This is a genomic window from Pseudomonas sp. AC252, assembly GCF_979258105.1.
The window spans coordinates 2515068-2536136 of record NZ_OZ409837.1; the positions used below are offsets into that span (position 1 = coordinate 2515068).

Genomic DNA, 21069 nt, shown 5'->3' on the forward strand with positions numbered 1-21069 from the left:
TTTAGCGGCTCAGATACATCCGCGTCGTCAGCAGATAAACCGGCAACCCCGAGACCACAATCAACAACGCCGCATAAGGCGCCGCTGCGGCAAACTCGACATTCGCCGTGTGCGCCCAGACCTCGGTCGCCAGCGTGTTCAGTCCGGTTGGGCTGAGCAGCAACGTCGCCGTCAATTCCTTCATTGCATCAAGAAACACCAGCGCAAAAGCCGCGCCCAATGCCGGGAAAATGATCGGCAAGGTCACCCGGCAAAACGCCGTGAACGACGATGCGCCCAAGGTCCGCGCCGCTTCTTCCAGCTGCGGCGCAGCCTTGTTCAGCGCGGTACGGATCGGCGCTTGCGCCAGTGGCAGAAACAGCAGCGCATAAGCGATCAGCAGCAAGCCCGACGTCTGATACAGCACCGGCACGTAATGCAGGGCGAAATAGACCAGCGTCAACGCGATCACCAGCCCCGGCAGTGCGTGCAGCAGATACGGCAAGCGTTCGGCCCAGATTGCCAACTGGCCCTTGTGGCGCACCACCAGCAACCCGACCGGTACTGCCAGCACCAGACACAGCGCCGCGCCGCCCAACGACAATGCCAGCGATGACAGCAGTGCCTCGCTGATTGCCGCTACCGGGAACGCCGCCGATGAGCCGACCGCCAGCCAGTAGGCCAACATCCCCAACGGAATGCCGCTGCCGATAATCGCCAGCAACAGGCAATACAACTGACCTGCCGCCGCCCATGGCCCAAGCTGCACTTGCTCAGCCTGTCGTGCCGCGCCCTGGCCGGTGCGCACATGCCGGCCCTTGCCACGCACGCGCAGCTCCAGCCACAACAGCAGCAGACACAGCGCCAGCAACACCGCCGAAAGCATCGCGGCGTTGGCATTGCTGAATTCCAGTTCGAATTGCTGGTAGATCGCCGTGGTGAAGGTCTGCAGGCCAATGATCGACAGCGCGCCGAATTCCACCAGCATGTGCAGGGCAATCAGCAGCGAACCGGCCAGCAGCGATGGCCACAGCAGCGGCAGGGTGACGCGGAAAAACACGCCCCAGCGATTCTGTCCCAACGTGCGGGCGGATTCTTCGAGGGAGGGATCGAGATTGCGCAGGGTGGCGGCAACCGGCAGAAAGATCAGCGGATATTTCGACAGGCTCATCACCAAAATCGCCCCGCCGAGTCCTTCGAATTGCGCGCTGAGCGACACCCAGGTGAAGCTGCTGACAAACGCCGGCACCGCAAACGGCAGGCACAGGATCACACCCCACAGGCGCCGCCCCGGCAGATTGCTGCGTTCCAGCAACCACGCCAGTGACAGGCCGATCACGCCACAGGTCACCGTCACGCCGACCATCAGTGCCAAAGTGTTGCGCAACAGGCCAAACACATACGGGCGCCACAACAGGTGCAGCGCCTCGGCCCAACCGGCCTGCCAGGCTTTCGTCCCGACGTAGGCCAGTGGCAACAGGCTGAGTACCACCAGTAGCAGAACCGGCAACACCAGCCAGATCGACGGGCGTCTGCGTCTCGGTACGTAACCCCCGCGCGCGGCGGGGGCGGATAACGATGCTGCCATCAGTTCAGGCCAACTTCGCGTTCCAGTTCCAGCGCTTCTTCAGCATTGCCCAGATCCGCCGGAGTGACATTCGGCGCTTCCAGTTCGCTGAACGGCTTGAGGCCGCGATCCGATTCCATGCCTTTGTGCAGCGGGTATTCGGCGGTGGTCTGGGTGATCACGCGCTGACCTTCTTCGCTGGCCATGAAGGCGAGGAATTGCTGGGCTTCTTTTGGATGTTTGCTGGATTTCAGCACGGCAGCGCTGGACACGGTGATCAAGCCGCCAGCGTCGCCGCCGGTGAAATAATGCAGCTTGGAGTCGAGCTTGCCTTTCTCGCGTTGCAGGGCGAACCAGTAGTAATTGTTCACCAGCACGGTAGCGACTTCGCCGTTTTCCACCGCTTTAAGCGCGACCATGTTGTTGCTGTAGGTCTTGCCGAACGCGCGCAAACCGGTCAGCCACTCTTCGGCAGCGTCACGACCGTGCAGTTTGATGATTGCTACGGCTTGTTCCTGGAAGGCGCCACTGGTCGGCACGAAACCGACCTTGCCTTGCCATTGCGGCTCGGAGAATTCCATCACCGATTTCGGCAGGTCTTTTTCGTCGATCAGTTTCGGGTTGAACGCGACCACGCGTACGCGGGCGGTAACGCCGATCCAGGTGCCGTTGGCGGCGACATACTTTTCTGGCAGAACCGCCAGTGTCGCGTCATCGGCCTTGGCCAGCAGCCCCTGTTCGCCGAGGTTGTTCAGCGGCGGCGACTCTTCGGTGTAGATCACATCGGCGGGGGAGCGATCGCCTTCTTCGATAATCTGGCTGGCGAGCTGGTTGCTGCTGCCTTTGCGCACGTTGACGTGGATGCCGGTCTTGGCTTCAAAAGCCTTGGCAATCGCGTCGCCGACTTCCTTGTGCTGGCCGTTGTAGAGAGTCAGGGAAACCGCATCGGCAGCCTGGGTGAGGGGAGTGGCGAGCGCCAGGCCGAGGAGGGTGAAGGTCAGGCCTCGGCGCAGGGTATTTCGAAACGTCATTCGCAGGGTTCCTCACTGTCGCATTGCAAAAACTTGCAACAATGATAAACGATATTGTTTCTCAAGTGCGCCTTGTGGGGCGACTGGCGATTGTGTTGGAGCTGCCGAAGGCTCGGGCGGCGTTCGGACGATCTTTTGATCTTGCGTTTAGTCGAGAAGGGCAAAAGCAAGATCAAGAGATCGCAGCCTCGTTGCACTCGTCAGCTCCTACAAGACCTGCAGGAATTCAGGAAGCCAGAAACGCAAAAACCCGCTTTCGCGGGTTTTTGTGAAATCCAAGGCCTGAACCTTGAATTTGAATTGGTGCCCAGAAGAAGACTCGAACTTCCACGACCGTAAGGTCACCAGCACCTGAAGCTGGCGTGTCTACCAATTTCACCATCTGGGCAATCATCGCAAGCGTTGCCGCTGTTGATGTGGCGCACTATACGGAGGCCTTTTTGATCTGTAAACCCCTGATTTGGTTTTAATAAATCAGTGCGAACAAAAGCTTTTCCGCAAATGCAAAAAACCCGCTTTCGCGGGTTTTGTGTGAGTCTTGAAACTGATCTAGTCTCAAACTCGAAATTGGTGCCCAGGAGAAGACTCGAACTTCCACGACCGTAAGGTCACCAGCACCTGAAGCTGGCGTGTCTACCAATTTCACCACCTGGGCATCATCGAAAGCGCTTGTGCGTCGTCGATGGCGCGCACTATACGGAGCGCTTTTTTAACTGTAAACCCCTGCTGTAGAAAAAACTGAATTTTTTTACCAGCGGCGTTCAAAACGGTATCGGAGCGTCGATACAGGGCCTTGCAAAGCCTTATAGAAGCGGAAATTTCCCGTTTCCCGGCGCCTATGCCAAACTAACCCGCATATAGACAAGGTGAAAACTCTCTAATGGCCGATTGGCAGTCCCTCGATCCCGAGGCCGCTCGTGAAGCGGAAAAATACGAAAACCCTATTCCCAGCCGCGAACTGATCCTGGCGCACCTCGCCGATCGGGGTTCGCCTGCTGCCCGCGAGCAACTGGTTGAAGAGTTTGGTCTGACCACAGAAGACCAGATCGAAGCCCTGCGCCGCCGCTTGCGCGCCATGGAGCGCGACGCTCAATTGATCTATACCCGCCGTGGTACTTACGCGCCGGTAGACAAGCTCGACCTGATCCTCGGCCGCATCAGCGGTCACCGCGACGGCTTCGGCTTCCTGGTGCCGGACGACGGCAGCGACGACCTGTTCATGAGCCCGGCGCAAATGCGTCTGGTGTTCGATGGTGACCGTGCGCTGGCCCGGGTTTCCGGTCTCGACCGTCGTGGTCGCCGTGAAGGCGTGATCGTCGAAGTGGTGTCCCGCGCTCACGAAACCATCGTCGGCCGCTACTTCGAAGAAGGCGGCATCGGTTTCGTCGTTGCCGACAATCCGAAGATCCAGCAGGAAGTGCTGGTCACTCCGGGCCGTAACGCCAATGCGCAGATCGGTCAGTTCGTCGAGGTGAAAATCACTCACTGGCCAACGCCGCGCTTCCAGCCGCAAGGCGATGTGGTCGAAGTGGTCGGCAACTACATGGCGCCGGGCATGGAAATCGATGTTGCCCTGCGCACTTATGACATTCCGCACGTCTGGCCTGAAGCGGTTGTGAAAGAAGCTGCCAAGCTCAAGCCGGAAGTTGAAGAAAAAGACAAAGAGAAGCGCATCGACCTGCGCCATCTGCCGTTCGTCACCATCGACGGCGAAGATGCCCGCGACTTCGACGACGCGGTCTACTGCGAAGCCAGACCGGGCAAGCTGCGCCTGTTCTCCGGTGGATGGAAGTTGTACGTGGCGATTGCCGACGTCTCCAGCTACGTGAAGATCGGCTCGGCGCTGGACAACGAAGCTCAGGTTCGCGGCAACTCGGTGTACTTCCCCGAGCGCGTGATTCCGATGCTGCCAGAGCAACTGTCCAACGGTCTGTGCTCGCTGAACCCGCAAGTCGACCGTCTGGCCATGGTTTGCGAGATGACCATCTCCAAGTCCGGCGAAATGACCGACTACTGCTTCTATGAGGCGGTGATCCATTCCCATGCCCGTCTGACCTACAACAAGGTCAGCGCGATGCTGGAAACGCCGAAGGCTACCGAAGCGCGCAAATTGCGCGGTGAGTACACCGACGTCGTGCCGCATCTAAAGCAGCTGTACGCGTTGTACAAAGTATTGCTGGCCGCACGCCACGTACGTGGCGCGATCGATTTCGAAACCCAGGAGACCCGGATCATCTTCGGCTCCGAGCGCAAGATTGCCGAAATTCGTCCGACCGTGCGCAACGATGCGCACAAGCTGATCGAGGAATGCATGCTGGCCGCCAACGTGGCCACTGCCGAATTCCTCAAGAAGCACGAAATTCCTGCGTTGTACCGCGTTCACGCCGGTCCGCCGCCGGAACGTCTGGAAAAACTGCGCGCGTTCCTTGGTGAGCTCGGCCTGTCCCTGCACAAAGGCAAGGACGGTCCGTCGCCGAAGGATTATCAGGCTTTGCTCGCGAGCATCAAGGATCGTCCGGATTTCCACCTGATCCAGACCGTAATGCTGCGTTCGTTGAGCCAAGCGGTGTACAGCGCTGAGAACGACGGTCACTTCGGCCTGAATTACGAAGCCTATACCCACTTCACCTCGCCCATCCGTCGGTACCCGGACCTGCTCACGCACCGCGCAATCCGCAGCGTGATCCATTCCAAGCAGGACACCCCGCACGTTCGTCGTGCCGGTGCGATGACCATTCCGAAGGCACGCATCTATCCGTACGACGAAGCAGCGCTGGAGCAGCTCGGCGAGCAATGCTCGATGAGCGAACGCCGCGCCGACGAAGCGACCCGCGACGTAGTGAACTGGCTCAAGTGCGAGTTCATGAAGGATCGCGTCGGCGAGTCGTTCCCGGGCGTGATCACCGCGGTGACCGGCTTCGGTCTGTTCGTCGAGCTGACCGATATCTACGTCGAAGGCCTGGTGCACGTCACTGCGCTGCCGGGCGATTACTACCACTTCGACCCTGTGCATCACCGCCTCGCGGGCGAGCGCACCGGCCGCAGTTTCCGTCTTGGCGACACCGTTGAAGTACGCGTCATGCGCGTCGACCTCGACGAGCGCAAGATCGACTTCGAGATGGCAGAAAAAACCATCAGCGCGCCGATCGGCCGCAAGAAGCGGGGCGCCGGAACCGCTGCGCCTGCTGCCAAGGTTGCGGAAGAAAAGGCTCCGGCAAAAACCGCCAGCCGTCGTCCGGCCAAGGAAAAGGTTGCCGAAGCCTATCGCCCGAGCGATGCCGTGGCGAAAAACGCCGAGCTGCGCAAAAGCCGTGAATTGAAGAAGGCCTTGCTGGCCGATGCGAAAAACGGTGGTAAAGCGGCGTCCGGGGGAAAGACCGGGCGGTCGGCGCCTGACAGGGCGACCGACGGCAAACCAGCCAAGGCGAGCAAACACCGTAAGGGCCTGTCGAAAGCGGGTTCCGCTCCAGCCAAAAGTGGCGGGGCGCGTAAACCGAAGGCGAAGTCATGAGTCAGTTGGAAAAAATCTACGGCGTTCACGCGGTAGAAGCGTTGTTGCGTCACCACCCCAAGCGCGTCAAGCAGATCTGGCTGGCGGAAAGCCGCAACGATCCGCGCGTGCAGACACTGGTCGAACTGGCCAACGAAAACCGTGTTCAGGTGGGCCAGGCCGAGCGCCGCGAAATGGACGCCTGGGTTGAGGGCGTGCATCAGGGCGTGGTCGCGGAAGTCAGTCCGAGCCAGGTCTGGGGCGAAGCAATGCTCGACGAGTTGCTCGATCGCACCGAAGGCGCGCCGCTGCTGCTGGTGCTCGACGGCGTGACCGATCCGCACAACCTCGGCGCCTGCCTGCGTTCGGCCGATGCGGCCGGTGCGCTGGCGGTGATCGTGCCGAAGGACAAGTCGGCCACGCTGACTCCGGTGGTGCGTAAAGTCGCCTGCGGCGCCGCGGAAGTGATTCCGCTGGTGGCCGTGACCAACCTGGCGCGCACGCTGGAAAAACTCCAGCAGCGCGGCCTGTGGGTTGTCGGTACAGCCGGTGAAGCCGAGGTCAGCATTTATGACCAGGACCTGACCGGCCCGACCATTCTGATCATGGGCGCCGAAGGCAAAGGCATGCGCCGCCTGACCCGCGAGCACTGCGACTATCTGGTGAACCTGCCGATGGCCGGTAGCGTCAGCAGCCTCAACGTCTCGGTCGCCACCGGTGTGTGCCTGTTCGAAGCCCAGCGCCAGCGCGGCGCGAAGGCCAAGGCCAGCGCTTCGCGCAAGCTATAAGCTGCAAGCTGCAAGCCTCAAGTCAGAAGCGGTCCGCTTGCAGCTTGAGGCTTGTAGCTCATAGCTGCTGTTCATTTATTCACCAATTGCCTTGCGCCCCCGCAGTCCCTTCTCTACAATTGCGCCCCTTGCTGTGACGGCAGGCACGCATGTGCCCCGCGCCAGCAAGTCCATAAGTGTCATTCACTCCTTGTCTGACCGTTTTTGAGCGGCAGGCTACAACCCGTAAGGAGCATTCATGCGTCATTACGAAATCATCTTTCTGGTCCACCCGGATCAGAGCGAGCAAGTCGGCGGCATGGTTGAGCGTTACACCAAGCTGATCGAAGAAGACGGCGGCAAAATCCACCGTCTGGAAGACTGGGGCCGTCGTCAACTGGCCTACGCAATCAACAATGTTCACAAGGCTCACTACGTGATGCTGAACGTTGAGTGCACTGGCAAGGCCCTGGCCGAGCTGGAAGACAACTTCCGCTACAACGATGCAGTGATCCGTAACCTGGTCATCCGTCGCGACGAAGCCGTTACCGGCCAGTCCGAGATGCTCAAGGCTGAAGAAAACCGCAGTGAGCGCCGTGAGCGTCGCGACCGTCCTGAGCACGAAGGCGCCGAAGGCACCGACAGTGATGACAGCGACAACAGCGATAACGCTGACGAGTAATCCACGGACCTTATTAAGGAGCCTATCAAATGGCACGTTTCTTCCGTCGTCGTAAATTCTGCCGCTTCACCGCTGAAGACGTGAAAGAGATCGACTACAAAGATCTCAACACTCTGAAAGCCTACGTATCCGAGACCGGCAAAATCGTTCCAAGCCGCATCACCGGTACCAAAGCTCGTTATCAGCGTCAGCTGGCCACCGCTATCAAGCGCGCCCGCTTCCTGGCCCTGCTGGCCTACACCGACAGCCACGGCCGCTGAGACCGGGCAGTCGACAAGTAGCAAAGGATTGAATGCATGCGCGCCTTAGCTGAGTTCATCATGCGAGGCCGAATGCAGGCCACTCTCGTGGTGGCCGGATGTGCAACATTGCCGTTGTTGTATTGGTTGGGTGCTGCCGCCGGGAGTCTTGTGCTGCTGCGGCGCGGATTGACGGACGCCCTTGGCGTTCTGTCACTGGGACTGCTGCCGGCATTGATCTGGTGGCTGTATGCCGACGACCCACGGGCACTTCTGGTGCTGCTGGGGTCTTCGGGGCTTGCGTTGGTTTTGCGCGCAAGCGAATCCTGGGTCCGCACGCTGCTGGTCAGCGTAGTGATCGGAGTGGTGTTTTCAGTGGTGCTCGGGGTCGCGTTTGCGGCCCAGATCGAGATGCTTGCACAGGCCCTTATAAAGGTCATGCCGGCGCTCCTCGGTGAGACTTACAAGCAATTGTCGGTCGATGAGCAAGCGCGTTTCGCGTCCCTGATTGCACCGGTCCTGACCGGACTGATTGCGGCCTTGTTGCAGATCGTCAGCGTGCTGAGCCTGATTGTCGGGCGGCATTGGCAGGCGTTGTTGTACAACCCGGGTGGTTTCGGTCGCGAGTTTCGCGCCATCCGCATCCCGCTGGGGCCGGCGATGTTACTGCTGGCGTTGATGCTTCTGGGCCCGAATCTCGGTGCACAGATGGCCATGTTGACGCCGTTGTGCAGTGTACCGCTGGTGTTCGCCGGGCTGGCCTTGATTCACGGGCTGGTCGGGCAGAAGCGACTGGCCGGTTTCTGGCTGGTGGGGTTGTACGTCACGCTGCTGTTGTTCATGCAGCTGATCTATCCGTTGCTCGTGGTTCTGGCCATTGTCGACAGCCTGATTGATTTTCGCGGTCGTCACGTGTCGAAAGACACCGACAGCGCGAACGGTGAAGGTTAAAAGTTAGAGGATTTTCACATGCAACTGATCCTTCTGGAAAAAATCGCCAACCTGGGCAACCTGGGCGACAAAGTAAACGTTAAGGCCGGTTACGGCCGTAACTACCTGCTGCCTTTCGGCAAGGCTACCGCTGCGACCGCTGCCAACCTGGCTGCGTTCGAAGAGCGTCGCGCCGAGCTGGAAAAAGCCGCCGCAGACCGTAAAGCATCGGCTGAAAGCCGTGCTGCCCAACTGGCCGAGCTGGAAGTGACCATCACTGCCACCGCTGGCGACGAAGGCAAGCTGTTCGGTTCGATCGGTACTCACGACATCGCTGACGCACTGACCGCCTCCGGCGTTGAAGTGCAGAAGAGCGAAGTTCGTCTGCCGAACGGCACCATCCGCAACGTGGGTGAATTCGACGTGGCCGTGCACCTGCACGCCGAAGTTGAAGCCACCGTACGCGTTGTCGTGGTAGCAGCTTAAGCAACACGGATCGGCTGGCGGCTTGTCCGTCAGGCGGTTAACATCGGGCACGATCCTGTTTACAGGTCGTGCCCTTTGTCTTTCTGAATTCCCTGCTTTTCACTAATACTCAAGTGGCCATGAACGATATCTCCGCTCCCGAGCAATACGATCTGCAAACCGCTGCCCTGAAGGTGCCGCCGCATTCCATCGAGGCTGAACAGGCTGTACTCGGTGGTCTGATGCTGGACAACAACGCCTGGGAACGCGTGCTCGATCAAGTCTCCGACGGCGATTTCTATCGACATGACCACCGCCTGATCTTCCGCGCGATCGCCAAACTGGCCGATCAGAACTCGCCGATCGACGTCGTGACCCTTGCCGAACAACTCGACAAGGAAGGCCAGACGTCGCAAGTCGGCGGCCTCGGCTATCTTGGCGAACTGGCGAAAAACACCCCGTCCGTCGCCAACATCAAGGCCTATGCGCAGATCGTCCGCCAGCGCGCGACGTTGCGCCAACTGATCGGTATCAGCACCGAGATCGCCGACAGCGCCTTCAACCCCGAAGGCCGTACCGCTGAAGAGATTCTCGATGAAGCCGAACGCCAGATCTTCCAGATCGCCGAGGCGCGGCCGAAGACCGGCGGCCCGGTGGGCGTCAATGAGTTGCTGACCAAGGCCATCGACCGCATCGATACGTTGTTCAACACCGCCGACGCGATCACCGGCCTGTCCACCGGCTACACCGACCTCGACGAGAAGACCAGCGGCTTGCAACCGTCCGACCTGATCATCGTCGCGGGCCGTCCGTCGATGGGTAAAACCACCTTCGCGATGAACCTGGTGGAAAACGCCGTATTGCGCAGCGAGAAGGCTGTCCTCGTTTACTCCCTCGAGATGCCAGGCGAATCGCTCATCATGCGTATGCTGTCCTCGCTCGGCCGTATCGACCAGACCAAGGTGCGTTCCGGCCAGCTCGAAGACGATGACTGGCCGCGCCTGACTTCGGCGGTCAACCTGCTCAACGATCGCAAACTGTTTATTGATGACACCGCCGGTATCAGCCCGTCGGAAATGCGCGCGCGAACCCGGCGTCTGGTGCGGGAGCACGGCGACGTCGGCCTGATCATGATCGACTATTTGCAGTTGATGCAGATCCCTGGTTCCAGTGGTGATAACCGCACCAACGAAATTTCCGAGATTTCGCGATCGCTGAAAGCCCTGGCCAAGGAATTCAACTGTCCGGTAGTGGCGCTGTCGCAGCTCAACCGCTCCCTCGAACAACGCCCGAACAAGCGCCCGGTGAACTCCGACTTGCGCGAATCCGGAGCGATCGAGCAGGACGCCGACGTGATCATGTTCGTTTACCGCGACGAGGTGTATCACCCGGAAACCGAGCACAAAGGCATTGCTGAAATCATCATCGGCAAGCAGCGTAACGGTCCGATCGGTTTTATCCGGCTGGCGTTCATCGGCAAGTACACGCGTTTCGAAAACCTCGCGCCGGGCAGTTACAACTTCGACGACGACGAGTAACAGCAGACCGGATCGCCGGTCTGCTGACGGGGCCAGTTTCAGTTGGCCCCGGCTGTCGCGTCGCTGACTGCAGGGACCGCTACTGGGGCGTCTGGCTGCAACTCTTGTCGGGTCAGTGCCTGAATCAGCGTCGCTTCGCTGATTGCCAACTGTGCGGTGAGGTCGTCAGTTTGCGTGTCGTACTGGGCCTGAGTCAGGGTTTTGTTGGAAAACTGCGCGGACAGCTCCGCCTGTTTCTCCTGATAGGGCTGGCGGGCCGCGTCGAACTGGGGCGAGTATTTGTACGTAATGAAATCCTGCCAGAAGTCTGTCGCAACCAATGCCTGGACCTCCTCCGGCGAGTCGTTCGTCGCGACAACTTTCCGATATGCCAGCTCAAGCATCTCTGTTGTGACGTCAGCCATGCCGATGAACGACAACGTCTGCGGCTGAAACGGCAATTGCAGCCGGTCCTTGAGACCGAAGCGATACGCCATGGTCATCTCATGCGGGTCGCGTATGCGCAGGCGATGGCGGTTACGCTCGCCCGCCGCTATCTGCGGATTATCGGCAATAGCCCTGCTTGCGGCGACCTGCGCGGCAGCGATGTCATCTACTTGCTTGAGTCGAAACAACCCTTTGGACAATTCCACCAGAGGCGTGCCATTACCGTCCTCACGTGCTTTCACCCGGGCCTTGTGGGTCATGGCAAGCACTTGCAGGTCGGTGAAGGTCGCGGCTGCCAGATCCGTGCAACCCGCTTCGCAGGCGCGGTCGAAGAGTTCTCTGCGCAGGGCGCGCGATTGCGGGTTGTTTTCGCTGATGACCTCGATTACGTCCCAGGCCTGCCGTCGGAAGTCCTGATGATGGGCGAGGCCGGCGATGATGTTGAAAAAGCCATCCGAGCCTTCCTGTGCCCTCAGGGTGTTCATTTGGGCGATTCTCGTTGCCGCCTGTTGTGGCGACAGCCCGGCGACCCATCGCGGGTTCAGCGCCACCGGATTCTCGATGGGCACCTGTATTCGTGAAACGGGGCGAGCCGTGGTCAGCAGGTTCAAACGGTGTTGAAGCGGGGTGCCGGCGGCGGCCAGGCGCTCACTGTAAAGACGCAGCCGTTCATGCGTCGTATCGCTCAACGGATTATTGTTTATCCGTGTGCCGCTGTTGACCTGTACCGAGTGCGCCAGCCGTTCTGCTGGAGGGGCGACGACAAAATCCGGAAGTGTGGTGATCCGATTGTTGCTGAGGGTAATCTTGCCCAGTTGTGGTTGATCGAAAAGGCCTGTCGGCCATCTGTCGATGCCAGTGTTGGACAGATCGACCTCGCGAATGTCTGTGATCAGGCTGAAATCCGGCACCACGCCCAACTGTGGATTGTCCTGCATCCATAAGGCTCTGAGAGTCGTGCGCCCGGCGAGTATCTGCGCCGTTTCGGCAGTGAGTTCAAGCTGATTGCCCTGCAGGAACAAGCGTGTCATGCCATGCATCTCTCCCACCGCCGGCGGCAGATCCCTGAGCCGATTGTTGGCCATGTTCAGCCAGCGCAGATGGCGAAAGCGTGTGAGAAAGCCTTCCGGCGACTCGGTGAGGTTCATATTGTTCAGTTTGAGCGAACCTACGTGGCTGAAGTCGATGCTCAGGTCCGGCAGGGTCGGCAACGTCAGGCCGCTGAGGTCGAGCTCCAGACCGATTTCGCTATTGTCGTAGGCGCGTTTTTGCGGTGTTTCCCGGCGCCAGCAACTGAGGATTCGATCCCGTGCTTCGTTGCGGTCACTGCGGGTCTGGGCGTTGAGCTGCAGTTGGTTGGCTCGAATGTAGCGCTGACGATTGTTGCCGCCCGAAAAAACCCAGTCATCGAGCTGGCCCTTCAGTACCGCGAACTCTTGCTCCAGCGCCAACAGCCGGGGCGCGATACTCGCCTTTTCATGATTCCAGATATATTCGCGGCACGTCTGGATGCTCTTGCCCGGGTATAGATTTCGATAGCGCTGTGCTCGCGAGTTTTCGCTGTCGAACGCGGCGGGGTGGGTGGGGGCTATCAGGTCAGGGTGCGAGGCTTTCAGCCGGCGCCAGTAACCATCGAACTTTCTCCAGTACGCTGAGGGGAAGTCGTTGCCTTCCAGCCGCGTGCCGTTATTGATCCGTGCGATACGCGGCAGGTCATCCGGCAACGGGTGGAGGTTGGCCTGCGGCACTTCACGTAGATGATTGTTACGTAAATCAAGCGAGGTCAGAGCCGTTTTGTCGAGCAGTCCATTGGGCCATTCGGTGATTCCGGTGCTTCTCAGAGTCAGTGTCTGCAAACCTGACATGGCACTGAAATCGGGTATTGTCTCAAGCGGATTGTCGCTCAGATCGATGTGCTTGAGTGCGTGCAGGTCGCTCAGCGCAATGGCGCCTTGCTGATCGAGTTTTATCTTGTTTCCATGCAAATCCAGACTGCTGAGTCGCGGCAGCCTGGCAATGACTGCCGGCATTTTTTCGATGTTGCAGGAAGTCAGGCTCAACTGTTCCACATTCGGGAATTTGCCAAGAAACGCGTCGGCCGCCTCCGACCAGGACACGGCGTCTAGGCTGAGCAACTTGACGTGTCTGAAATCCGCCGTCAGGACCGGGAGCTGTGCATACACCTGATGCAATTTCAACGCGCCGTCCGAATCTCCCAGCCAGCAGCCTCGGATCAGTCTGGCAATGCGCCGGGCCTTGATCACTTCCGGGCCGGTTGTAGATGAACCCGTCTGACTGTCGGTTATATAGGCCTCCAGTTGCGTTTCGAGCAGGTCGAATTCCGCCAGGCGCCGGGATGATTCGCCCGGGGCCCTTTCTTCCAGCTCAAGCAGATACTCCTTGGCCGCCTGTGCATCTTTGTCGGGATACATTCGTTGCACCGTGGCGATGTCTGCGGCGGCGGCGTCGAGCCGGAATGCCTTCGGCTGTTCGCCAGTGCCTGCCTGAGGGTGCGCAACGTTCACACGTTGCCAATACTTCTCCAGAGTTTGCCAATAGCCTGCCGGGAACGGATTGCCTTCAATGAGCGTCACGCTGTTGACACGAGCATTAGCCAGGGATTGATCGCTCGATGGGTGGAGAATTTTCTCCGGTATCTGGTGCAGTTGGTTGTCGCGCAAATCCACGGTTACCGGGGCTTGCAGATTCTGTAGCCCATTTGGCCATTGCTCGAGTCGGGTGTCGCGCAGGCTCACCGATCTGAGTGCGCCCATCGCACTGAAGTCGGGTGCTATGTCCAATGGATTGTGGGACAGGTTGAGGTATTGAAGTTGGCTCAGTCCGCTCAGTTGCGCCGCTGTTTGTTGCGTAAGCCGAAGCCGGTTACTGGTCAGGTTCAGCTCGGTCAGCCCAGGCATTTTATCGATGCTGGCAGGCAGCGTATCCAGGCTGGAGCGGGCGATGGTCAGGCGTTTGAGCGCAGTAAAGCCGTTGAGAAAGGCATCGGCGGCAGCCGACCAGCTAACCGTGCCCAGTTCCAGTGCGTGCACATGGCTGAAATCAGCAAGCAATACTGGAAGCACACCGTTGCCCAGTTCGAGTCTGAGCCCGTCGCCGGTCTGTCGTTTCCAGCTGCGCCTGATCGCCGTAGCGCTCCGTTCTGCAGCTACCACTCGGGTTTTGTCAGTGCTGTCTGCAGCGGATGTTTTGACCCACGCTGCCAGATTGTCCTTGAGCGTTTGGTATTCGCTTTCACGTCGCGACAGATACTCGAGCACGTCGTCACCCTGTGCCCGCAGAAGCGTGCCCAGGTCTTCATCATTGAGGCCCGGAAACAGTTTTCTCGCGCGCGATTGCGCGGTGGGGCGCGGGTTGAACAATGTCGAGAGCCGGCTGCGCAGACTTCGTCGCCCCGGGTTGTCATCGCCGCCGCGATTCATACCACCCGTGCCGCCCACTTCGGCGCCCAGCCAGCCTGCGTCGGCATCGAAAACAATCGGCTCCGACCTGCCGGAACGTGTCGCGACATACGTATTATCGCTGTCGACGGCGACCGGATCGTCCGGCCGGACGATGCGCATCACCTGCGTCCAGGGCGTCGAAGCATCAACGTCGTGCAGTACTTGATAGCTGTGATTGTCGATCATCGCGTAGAGCCGGCCGTCATGGCGATACAGGCCGTCGCTGTCGTGTCGAGCGCTGCTGAAATCCAGCAATGTCCGGAAATCTTGCAAACGCGTCGCTGACAGCGGGAAAGTCTTCGGCTGCAAATCGTCCACTGCGTGCCAGAGTCCACCATCGGGGTCACGCAGCATCACGGGGCCAGAGGGCGTCGATTCGCTCGCCAGCCTGGCCCGCCACAGGCCGCTGTGCGCATCCTTGCCGACCTGCACGAAGCTGCCATCCGCCATCTCGATGTACTGACGCCCCTTGAACAGCATTACGCCGTCCAGGTTCGCAGCGGGCAAGCCGGCCGTTGAGGTGAGCCGATAGTCCTCCAGCGGCCGGGCGACGACCACAGCTCTTTCCGTTACTTGTGCAGTGGAATGCACTGTGACGCTGGGGGCCGGGGCGATTGCGTCGGCATTCGTGTTGCCGGTCGGTCCGCCCGGTCGTGGCTGGGCTGCAAGTGAGATTGCCGTGTCGAAGCCCGGCCGCAGTGTTACGTCGGGGCGTAGCACTGGCGAATCCACTGGCGTGCCCGGTCGCAGATGGACATCGACCTGGGTAGTGCCTTTGAGCGGTGTTTTGATTGGCATGTCTTTACATTCCTTGTAGGGCTGCCCCGCAGCGCTTGAATCCGGTGCGCCGGGGCTGTTCGGCATCATTGCCTGGGAGATGTCGGCGAGTAGCCATGGATAGAGAGGCTTGCTACCTGCCTGGTAATGGTTGATGGCCCGGGACTCGCGAGGGGAGGAGTACTCGCGGCCAGATTGAAAATTCTTTGCGCCGTGCGGCCATCGAAATGTTCGCGCCAGATGGCGACGTGTTCGCGCCCCGCACGTTCTTCCCGGCGTTGCGCGGCGGCGCCCATGGCGCTTTGCTGGAGGGTTTTCAGGTGGGCGCCGCGCACATTGAAGTTCAGATCTGGGGTATTCCGGGCTGGATAATGGAAATGCGCATGCCAAAGTTCTTTGTCACCAGTGGCATCCCTGATCGAGTAAAGGTCCAGGTATTCTCTGTTCTTGCCCTTGCCTCGTTTGATTCGGTCATCGGTCTTCACCACGCGCACCTGCGCGCGGTCCATCAGGTAAATCAGTCGATCGACGCTCAGGAAGTCTTTGTCCTTGTAAATCCGGATGCGAATTTCTTCGCCCGTTTCGCGCAGGCGTTGGCTCTGCTCCCTCAGGCTTTGAACAAGGGGTGTGGCATTGGCATCGCTTGTTTCAAATCGCTGAAGCTCAAGCGCAGTGTCATCCAGGGTTTTGGCCCGTCCTTCAAGCGTTTCGACAATGTTGTCGGGGTGATTTTTCGCTTGCTCTTGCCTGAGGGCGATGTCCACGTACGAATCGGTTTGTTGCAGATGTAGACGGGCCTCGGCAATCAGCGTGGGCAGGCGTTTACTCTGAACCGCCTGCGCCGGGCGCCATTCGCCGTCCCTGCGCTCATAGATTTGTGCAGACTGTTTCAGATCAAAAGTGTTCGTGACGCCAATGACTTCCTCTCCCTGCGCGGTGCGCCGAGACTCGCCGACGTGGAGCTTGTAGACGCCGTGTTTTTTGCGCGAAAGAGTCGCCATGATTTGGGTGGCGGACCATTTTTGACTTGTGGCGGGATGAAGTCGAAGTCAATCGGCAGTTCGTGGACTGGCGGCGCGGTACCGTCGGGCTGCGCGTGGTAAATACGATTCAGGCGGGTTTCCAGCATGTGTTCAAACGCGCTGATTTCTGCGCTGATGTCATTGCGTGAGGTGACGTGTTCGGGGCCGTCGGGCAGGTCGAGCCGGTCGTACCAGTCACGGATGGCTGCGCATTGCTGAGCCAGGTTATTGAGTACCACGGGGTGCGCGGCCTGCGGAACGCTGTCGAGTGCTCCGTAGACAAAAGTCGCCTGGCCAAACTGGACGGCCAGATCCGATGCCTGAGGAGCATCACTGCGCGATTGAGGATTGTCCAGCAGCACGCTTTTGCTCAGGACCCACGAGGCAACTACGTCATGCGTATCCATCGGTGAAAGGACGTCCTGACCCAAATCGTCCGCCGAGACCTTCCACTTTTTCAGCAGAGTGTCGGCAATGAGCTGGCGCTTTTTCAAGTGGGCCAGCTGTCGGGCGAGAAAACCGACGGTCCGCGCAAGCCTCTCCGGAGTGAAGTCGAGCAAGGGGCCTTCCAGGGCGCGGCGACTCATGCCGCATTCGATGAGCTGCTGGTAGGCGAGCATTTGGCTTTTTTGCAGCGCAATCACTGAATCTCGGTAATCTCCCTCCGTCATGAAAGTTTTTATGACGGACTTTTCGTCCTCATAGAACTTCAGAGCCTTGCCAAGCTGCTTCAACTCCCGGTGGCTGTGCAGTTCACGCTGCACAAGCGCAGTCAGTTCAGCAGAGACCCTGGCGGCGTGTTCGCCCGCCCCATCCTTAGCAGTGAGCCATGCGGAAAACAGCTCTTGACGCTTTTTCCTGGCTTCGCGGATTTGCGTATTTATACGGTCGATTTCAGAACCTGCGTCGAGGCGCTGCAAGAACGCAGTCATTGAGTCGGCCACAGTTCGCGGCATGCCCGCAGCGCCGTACACAATGGTGCCTTGCCAGCCGTGCCGGGCATCGAATGCGACAGGCTCCGAACTGCCGAGGCGTGAAGCCAGGTAAATATTGTGCTCCTGGGTGGCGACCGGGTCTTCGGCGCGAACGATGCGCATCACTTTCCTGCGCGGAGTCGAGGCATCGAGATCGTGCAGGACTTGATAGGCGTGTTGCTTTATCAACGCGTAGAGCTTGCCATTGAAGCGATACAGGCCATCGCTGTCCGGAGCGGCCGTACTGAAATCCAGATCGGCGCGAAACGCCTCCAGCCGTCTAGCAGACAAGGGATAAGTCAATGGCGAAGAAGTGTCGACCGGTTGCCAGAGACCGCCGTCGGCGTCGAATTGCAACAACGGCCCGGACGGATGCAATTCGCTGGGCCACTTGGCCCGATAGAGGCCGCTGGCAGAGTCCAGGCCCACCTGCACGGTCCCACCCTCCGGTACTTTCACGTACTGACGGCCGCGATAAGTCGAAATGCCTCGGGCATCGGCGGCAGGGAGCGCAGGGAGTGAATGGATCCAGTAATCCTGCAACTGACGTTGGTGCGCGATCGGGGAAGGCCATGAAGCGACTATCGCCCTGACCGATACCGGCGGTGGCAGGGAAATAATCCGATGCAATTCCACGTCGATCGCCGTGGGCGCTGTGATCGACGTCGGGCGGGTGGAGGGGCTGGGCGGCGGCCCGCTTTCGGACGGGGGCGGGAAACGGAGGCGGGGTATCGAGTCATCGGGCCGCGGTCTATGGACCGAGACGGTCGTCGTGCCCCTGATGGGCGGTTTGGGTGGCATTGCCTGTCTTCCTTTCATTTTTCCCGCCTCGCTATTCCCGAAGGGAGAGCGACGCGCGGGCGGCTTCCTTGCCGTGTCGTGTATCGTGCGTTCAGCAAAAACGCGTAAGGTGTGGCGGGTTGACGGCGCAAGAGCAGCGCATGGAGAAACCGACCACTGTCGTCGGAATTGGTCAAAATTTGTGCTATATTCCGCGCCCGCGATTTTTCACTTCAACACCGGTCGTCGACATGCAAGCAGCCAAGCCGTTATTTGACTATCCAAAATATTGGGCCGAATGTTTCGGGCCAGCGCCATTCCTGCCGATGAGCAGGGAGGAGATGGATCAGCTTGGCTGGGATTCGTGCGACATCATCATTGTTACCGGTGATGCCTACGTCGATCACCCGTCCTTCGGCATGGCGATCATCGGCCGGCTGCTGGAGTCGCAAGGCTTCCGCGTCGGGATCATTGCGCAACCGAACTGGCAGTCCAAAGATGACTTCATGAAGCTCGGCGAGCCGAATCTGTTTTTCGGCGTAGCGGCGGGCAACATGGACTCGATGATCAACCGCTATACCGCGGACAAGAAAATCCGTTCCGACGACGCGTACACGCCTGGCGGCATGGCCGGCAAGCGTCCGGATCGCGCCAGCCTGGTCTACAGCCAGCGCTGCAAGGAGGCGTACAAGCATGTGCCGATCGTGCTCGGCGGCATCGAAGCCTCGCTGCGCCGCATTGCCCACTATGACTATTGGCAGGATCGCGTGCGCAACTCGATCTTGATCGACGCCAGCGCCGACATTCTGCTGTACGGCAACGCCGAGCGCGCCATCGTCGAAGTTGCCCAGCGCCTGTCGTGGGGCCACAAGATCGAAGACATCACCGATGTCCGCGGCACCGCGTTCATCCGTCGCGATACGCCGCAGGGCTGGTACGAAGTCGACTCCACGCGCATCGACCGTCCGGGCAAGGTCGACAAGATCATCAACCCTTACGTGAATACCCAGGACACTCAGGCCTGCGCCATCGAGCAGGAAAAAGGCCCGGTCGAAGATCCGCAGGAAGCCAAGGTTGTGCAGATCCTCGCCAGCCCGCGCATGACTCGCGACAAGACCGTGATCCGCCTGCCGTCGATGGAGAAGGTGCGTAACGACCCGGTTCTGTACGCCCACGCCAACCGCGTGCTGCACCTGGAAACCAACCCGGGCAACGCCCGTGCGCTGGTGCAGAAGCATGGCGAGCTCGATGTCTGGTTCAACCCGCCGCCGATTCCGATGACCACTGAAGAAATGGACTACGTGTTCGGCATGCCTTACGCCCGTGTGCCGCACCCGGCGTACGGCAAGGAGAAGATCCCGGCGTACGACATGATCCGTTTCTCGGTGAACATCATGCGTGGCTGCTTTGGTGGCTGCACCTTCTGCTCGATCACCGAGCACGAAGGCCGCATCATCCAGAACCGTTCCGAAGAGTCGATCATTCGCGAAATCGAAGAGATTCGCGACAAGGTGCCGGGTTTCACCGGCGTCATTTCCGACCTCGGCGGCCCGACTGCGAACATGTACCGCATCGCCTGCAAGAGCCCGGAAATCGAATCCGCCTGCCGCAAGCCGTCGTGCGTGTTCCCCGGTATCTGCCCGAACCTGAACACCGACCACTCGTCGCTGATTCAGCTGTATCGCAGCGCCCGTGCCCTGCCGGGTGTGAAGAAGATTCTGATCGCTTCCGGCCTGCGCTACGACCTCGCCGTCGAGTCGCCGGAGTACGTCAAGGAGCTGGTGACCCACCACGTCGGCGGTTACCTGAAGATCGCCCCGGAGCACACCGAGGAAGGTCCGCTCAACCAGATGATGAAACCGGGCATCGGCAGCTATGACAAGTTCAAGCGCATGTTCGAGAAGTACACCAAGGAAGCGGGCAAGGAGCAGTACCTGATTCCGTACTTCATCGCCGCCCACCCGGGCACCACCGACGAAGACATGATGAACCTCGCCCTGTGGCTCAAGGGCAATGGCTTCCGCGCCGACCAGGTGCAGGCGTTCTACCCGTCGCCGATGGCCACCGCTACGGCGATGTACCACTCGGGCAAGAACCCGCTGCGCAAGGTCACCTACAAGAGCGACGGCGTGACCATCGTCAAGAGCGAAGATCAGCGTCGTCTGCACAAGGCGTTCTTGCGTTATCACGACCCGAAAGGCTGGCCGATGCTGCGTGAAGCGCTGATCCGCATGGGCCGCGCCGATCTGATCGGCCCGGGCAAGGATCAGTTGATCCCGGCGCATCAGCCAGCCACCGACAGCTACCAGAGCGCCCGTCGCAAGAACTCGACGCCGGCCGGCAGCCACAAGGTCGCCAAAGAGAAGACCACCAAGATTCTCACCCAGCACACCGGTTTGCCGCCGCGTGCCAGTGATGGCGGTAATCCGTGGGACAAGCGTGAACAGGCCAAGGCTGCGGCGTTCGCCCGCAACCAGCAGGCGGCCAAGGAACGCAAGGATGCGGCCAAAGGCAAAGGGCCGAAGCCGACGCGCAAGCCGGTCGTGCCGCGCTAAACACGGCTTGAGCTGAACAGAACGCCAACCTTCGGGTTGGCGTTTTGCTGATCGTTCCCACGCTCTGCGTGGGAATGCCTCTCGGGACGCTCCGCGTTCCAGCCGTTACTCGCAGTATTGTCAAACATGGTTGTGACGCGGAGCGTCACGGGCTGCATTCCCACGCAGAGCGTGGGAACGATCAAATGCGGTGAGCCCACTGGCCCCATCGCTGGCAAGCCAGCTCCCACAGGTTTCTCTGTCGGTCAAAGAACGGTGGCCACAAAAGATCCCTGTGGGAGCTGGCTTGCCAGCGATGGGGCCCGCTCAGACACTTCCATCAATGACTGCCTGCCACAAATAGAAGCACACTCGCCAAACCATTTCCTCGCATCGCCCGGTTTTGG

Annotated in this window: 13 protein-coding genes and 2 tRNA genes; 8 read left to right on the top strand and 7 right to left on the bottom strand. The window is 59.8% G+C overall.

Annotated elements, in window-relative coordinates; all coding sequences use genetic code 11:
- Position 1: 1 nt before the first annotated feature.
- The 4 genes from ACZZZ4_RS11565 to ACZZZ4_RS11580 form a co-directional block, all read right to left on the bottom strand.
- Positions 2-1567: an ABC transporter permease gene (locus ACZZZ4_RS11565; RefSeq protein WP_463547853.1), complete on the bottom strand. Its 1566-nt coding sequence runs from the start codon at positions 1565-1567 to the stop codon at positions 2-4.
- Positions 1567-2577, bottom strand: a complete 1011-nt coding sequence (locus ACZZZ4_RS11570) for an extracellular solute-binding protein (protein ID WP_016771941.1) — start codon at positions 2575-2577, stop codon at positions 1567-1569. The genes ACZZZ4_RS11565 and ACZZZ4_RS11570 overlap by 1 nt, the downstream gene beginning before the upstream one ends.
- A gap of 301 nt (positions 2578-2878) precedes the next feature.
- Positions 2879-2965 (bottom strand) — tRNA-Leu (locus ACZZZ4_RS11575).
- 180 nt (positions 2966-3145) lie between these two features.
- A tRNA-Leu gene (locus ACZZZ4_RS11580) sits at positions 3146-3232 on the bottom strand.
- Positions 3233-3457: 225 nt separating this feature from the next.
- Between ACZZZ4_RS11580 and rnr the strand changes: the two genes are divergently transcribed.
- From rnr to dnaB, 7 genes are all read left to right on the top strand, one after another.
- The gene (rnr, locus tag ACZZZ4_RS11585) at positions 3458-6088 is read left to right on the top strand and encodes a ribonuclease R (protein WP_463547854.1); all 2631 of its coding nucleotides are present in this window, start codon (positions 3458-3460) and stop codon (positions 6086-6088) included.
- The gene (gene rlmB / locus ACZZZ4_RS11590; protein WP_039756866.1) at positions 6085-6855 is read left to right on the top strand and encodes a 23S rRNA (guanosine(2251)-2'-O)-methyltransferase RlmB; all 771 of its coding nucleotides are present in this window, start codon (positions 6085-6087) and stop codon (positions 6853-6855) included. Before rnr ends, rlmB begins: the two co-directional genes overlap by 4 nt.
- A gap of 238 nt (positions 6856-7093) precedes the next feature.
- Positions 7094-7516, top strand: coding sequence for a 30S ribosomal protein S6 (rpsF, locus tag ACZZZ4_RS11595; RefSeq protein ID WP_016771938.1), 423 nt, complete (start codon positions 7094-7096; stop codon positions 7514-7516).
- Between the two features lie 29 nt (positions 7517-7545).
- Complete coding sequence (rpsR, locus tag ACZZZ4_RS11600) at positions 7546-7776, top strand: 30S ribosomal protein S18 (protein ID WP_002551829.1); 231 nt, start codon at positions 7546-7548, stop codon at positions 7774-7776.
- A gap of 36 nt (positions 7777-7812) precedes the next feature.
- A complete protein-coding gene (locus ACZZZ4_RS11605; RefSeq protein ID WP_016771937.1) occupies positions 7813-8706 on the top strand; it encodes a hypothetical protein in 894 nt (297 codons plus the stop codon).
- 18 nt (positions 8707-8724) lie between these two features.
- The gene (rplI, locus tag ACZZZ4_RS11610; RefSeq protein ID WP_003221136.1) at positions 8725-9171 is read left to right on the top strand and encodes a 50S ribosomal protein L9; all 447 of its coding nucleotides are present in this window, start codon (positions 8725-8727) and stop codon (positions 9169-9171) included.
- Positions 9172-9290: 119 nt separating this feature from the next.
- Positions 9291-10688: a replicative DNA helicase gene (gene dnaB, locus ACZZZ4_RS11615; protein ID WP_016771936.1), complete on the top strand. Its 1398-nt coding sequence runs from the start codon at positions 9291-9293 to the stop codon at positions 10686-10688.
- Between the two features lie 38 nt (positions 10689-10726).
- Here the strand turns inward: dnaB and ACZZZ4_RS11620 are convergent, their stop codons facing one another.
- The 3 genes from ACZZZ4_RS11620 to ACZZZ4_RS11630 form a co-directional block, all read right to left on the bottom strand.
- Positions 10727-15373, bottom strand: coding sequence for an NEL-type E3 ubiquitin ligase domain-containing protein (locus ACZZZ4_RS11620; protein WP_463547855.1), 4647 nt, complete (start codon positions 15371-15373; stop codon positions 10727-10729).
- A 65-nt stretch (positions 15374-15438) separates the two neighbouring features.
- Positions 15439-16353, bottom strand: coding sequence for a hypothetical protein (locus ACZZZ4_RS11625; RefSeq protein WP_463547856.1), 915 nt, complete (start codon positions 16351-16353; stop codon positions 15439-15441).
- Complete coding sequence (locus ACZZZ4_RS11630; protein WP_463547857.1) at positions 16242-17984, bottom strand: hypothetical protein; 1743 nt, start codon at positions 17982-17984, stop codon at positions 16242-16244. Before ACZZZ4_RS11630 ends, ACZZZ4_RS11625 begins: the two co-directional genes overlap by 112 nt.
- A gap of 395 nt (positions 17985-18379) precedes the next feature.
- Here ACZZZ4_RS11630 and ACZZZ4_RS11635 point away from each other — a divergent pair, with 395 nt between their 5' ends.
- Positions 18380-20683, top strand: coding sequence for a YgiQ family radical SAM protein (locus ACZZZ4_RS11635; RefSeq protein WP_016771932.1), 2304 nt, complete (start codon positions 18380-18382; stop codon positions 20681-20683).
- The last annotated feature ends 386 nt before the right edge of the window (positions 20684-21069 follow it).

What these genes read in the sequence shown, in the direction of transcription:
- ACZZZ4_RS11625 (WP_463547856.1), bottom strand. Translation starts at nt 16,353, where the DNA reads ATGGCGACTCTTTCGCGCAAAAAACACGGCGTCTACAAGCTCCACGTC.
- rnr (WP_463547854.1), top strand. Translation starts at nt 3,458, where the DNA reads ATGGCCGATTGGCAGTCCCTCGATCCCGAGGCCGCTCGTGAAGCGGAA.
- ACZZZ4_RS11570 (WP_016771941.1), bottom strand. Translation starts at nt 2,577, where the DNA reads ATGACGTTTCGAAATACCCTGCGCCGAGGCCTGACCTTCACCCTCCTC.
- rlmB (WP_039756866.1), top strand. Translation starts at nt 6,085, where the DNA reads ATGAGTCAGTTGGAAAAAATCTACGGCGTTCACGCGGTAGAAGCGTTG.
- rpsF (WP_016771938.1), top strand. Translation starts at nt 7,094, where the DNA reads ATGCGTCATTACGAAATCATCTTTCTGGTCCACCCGGATCAGAGCGAG.
- ACZZZ4_RS11635 (WP_016771932.1), top strand. Translation starts at nt 18,380, where the DNA reads ATGCAAGCAGCCAAGCCGTTATTTGACTATCCAAAATATTGGGCCGAA.
- ACZZZ4_RS11605 (WP_016771937.1), top strand. Translation starts at nt 7,813, where the DNA reads ATGCGCGCCTTAGCTGAGTTCATCATGCGAGGCCGAATGCAGGCCACT.
- dnaB (WP_016771936.1), top strand. Translation starts at nt 9,291, where the DNA reads ATGAACGATATCTCCGCTCCCGAGCAATACGATCTGCAAACCGCTGCC.
- rplI (WP_003221136.1), top strand. Translation starts at nt 8,725, where the DNA reads ATGCAACTGATCCTTCTGGAAAAAATCGCCAACCTGGGCAACCTGGGC.
- rpsR (WP_002551829.1), top strand. Translation starts at nt 7,546, where the DNA reads ATGGCACGTTTCTTCCGTCGTCGTAAATTCTGCCGCTTCACCGCTGAA.
- ACZZZ4_RS11620 (WP_463547855.1), bottom strand. Translation starts at nt 15,373, where the DNA reads ATGCCAATCAAAACACCGCTCAAAGGCACTACCCAGGTCGATGTCCAT.
- ACZZZ4_RS11565 (WP_463547853.1), bottom strand. Translation starts at nt 1,567, where the DNA reads ATGGCAGCATCGTTATCCGCCCCCGCCGCGCGCGGGGGTTACGTACCG.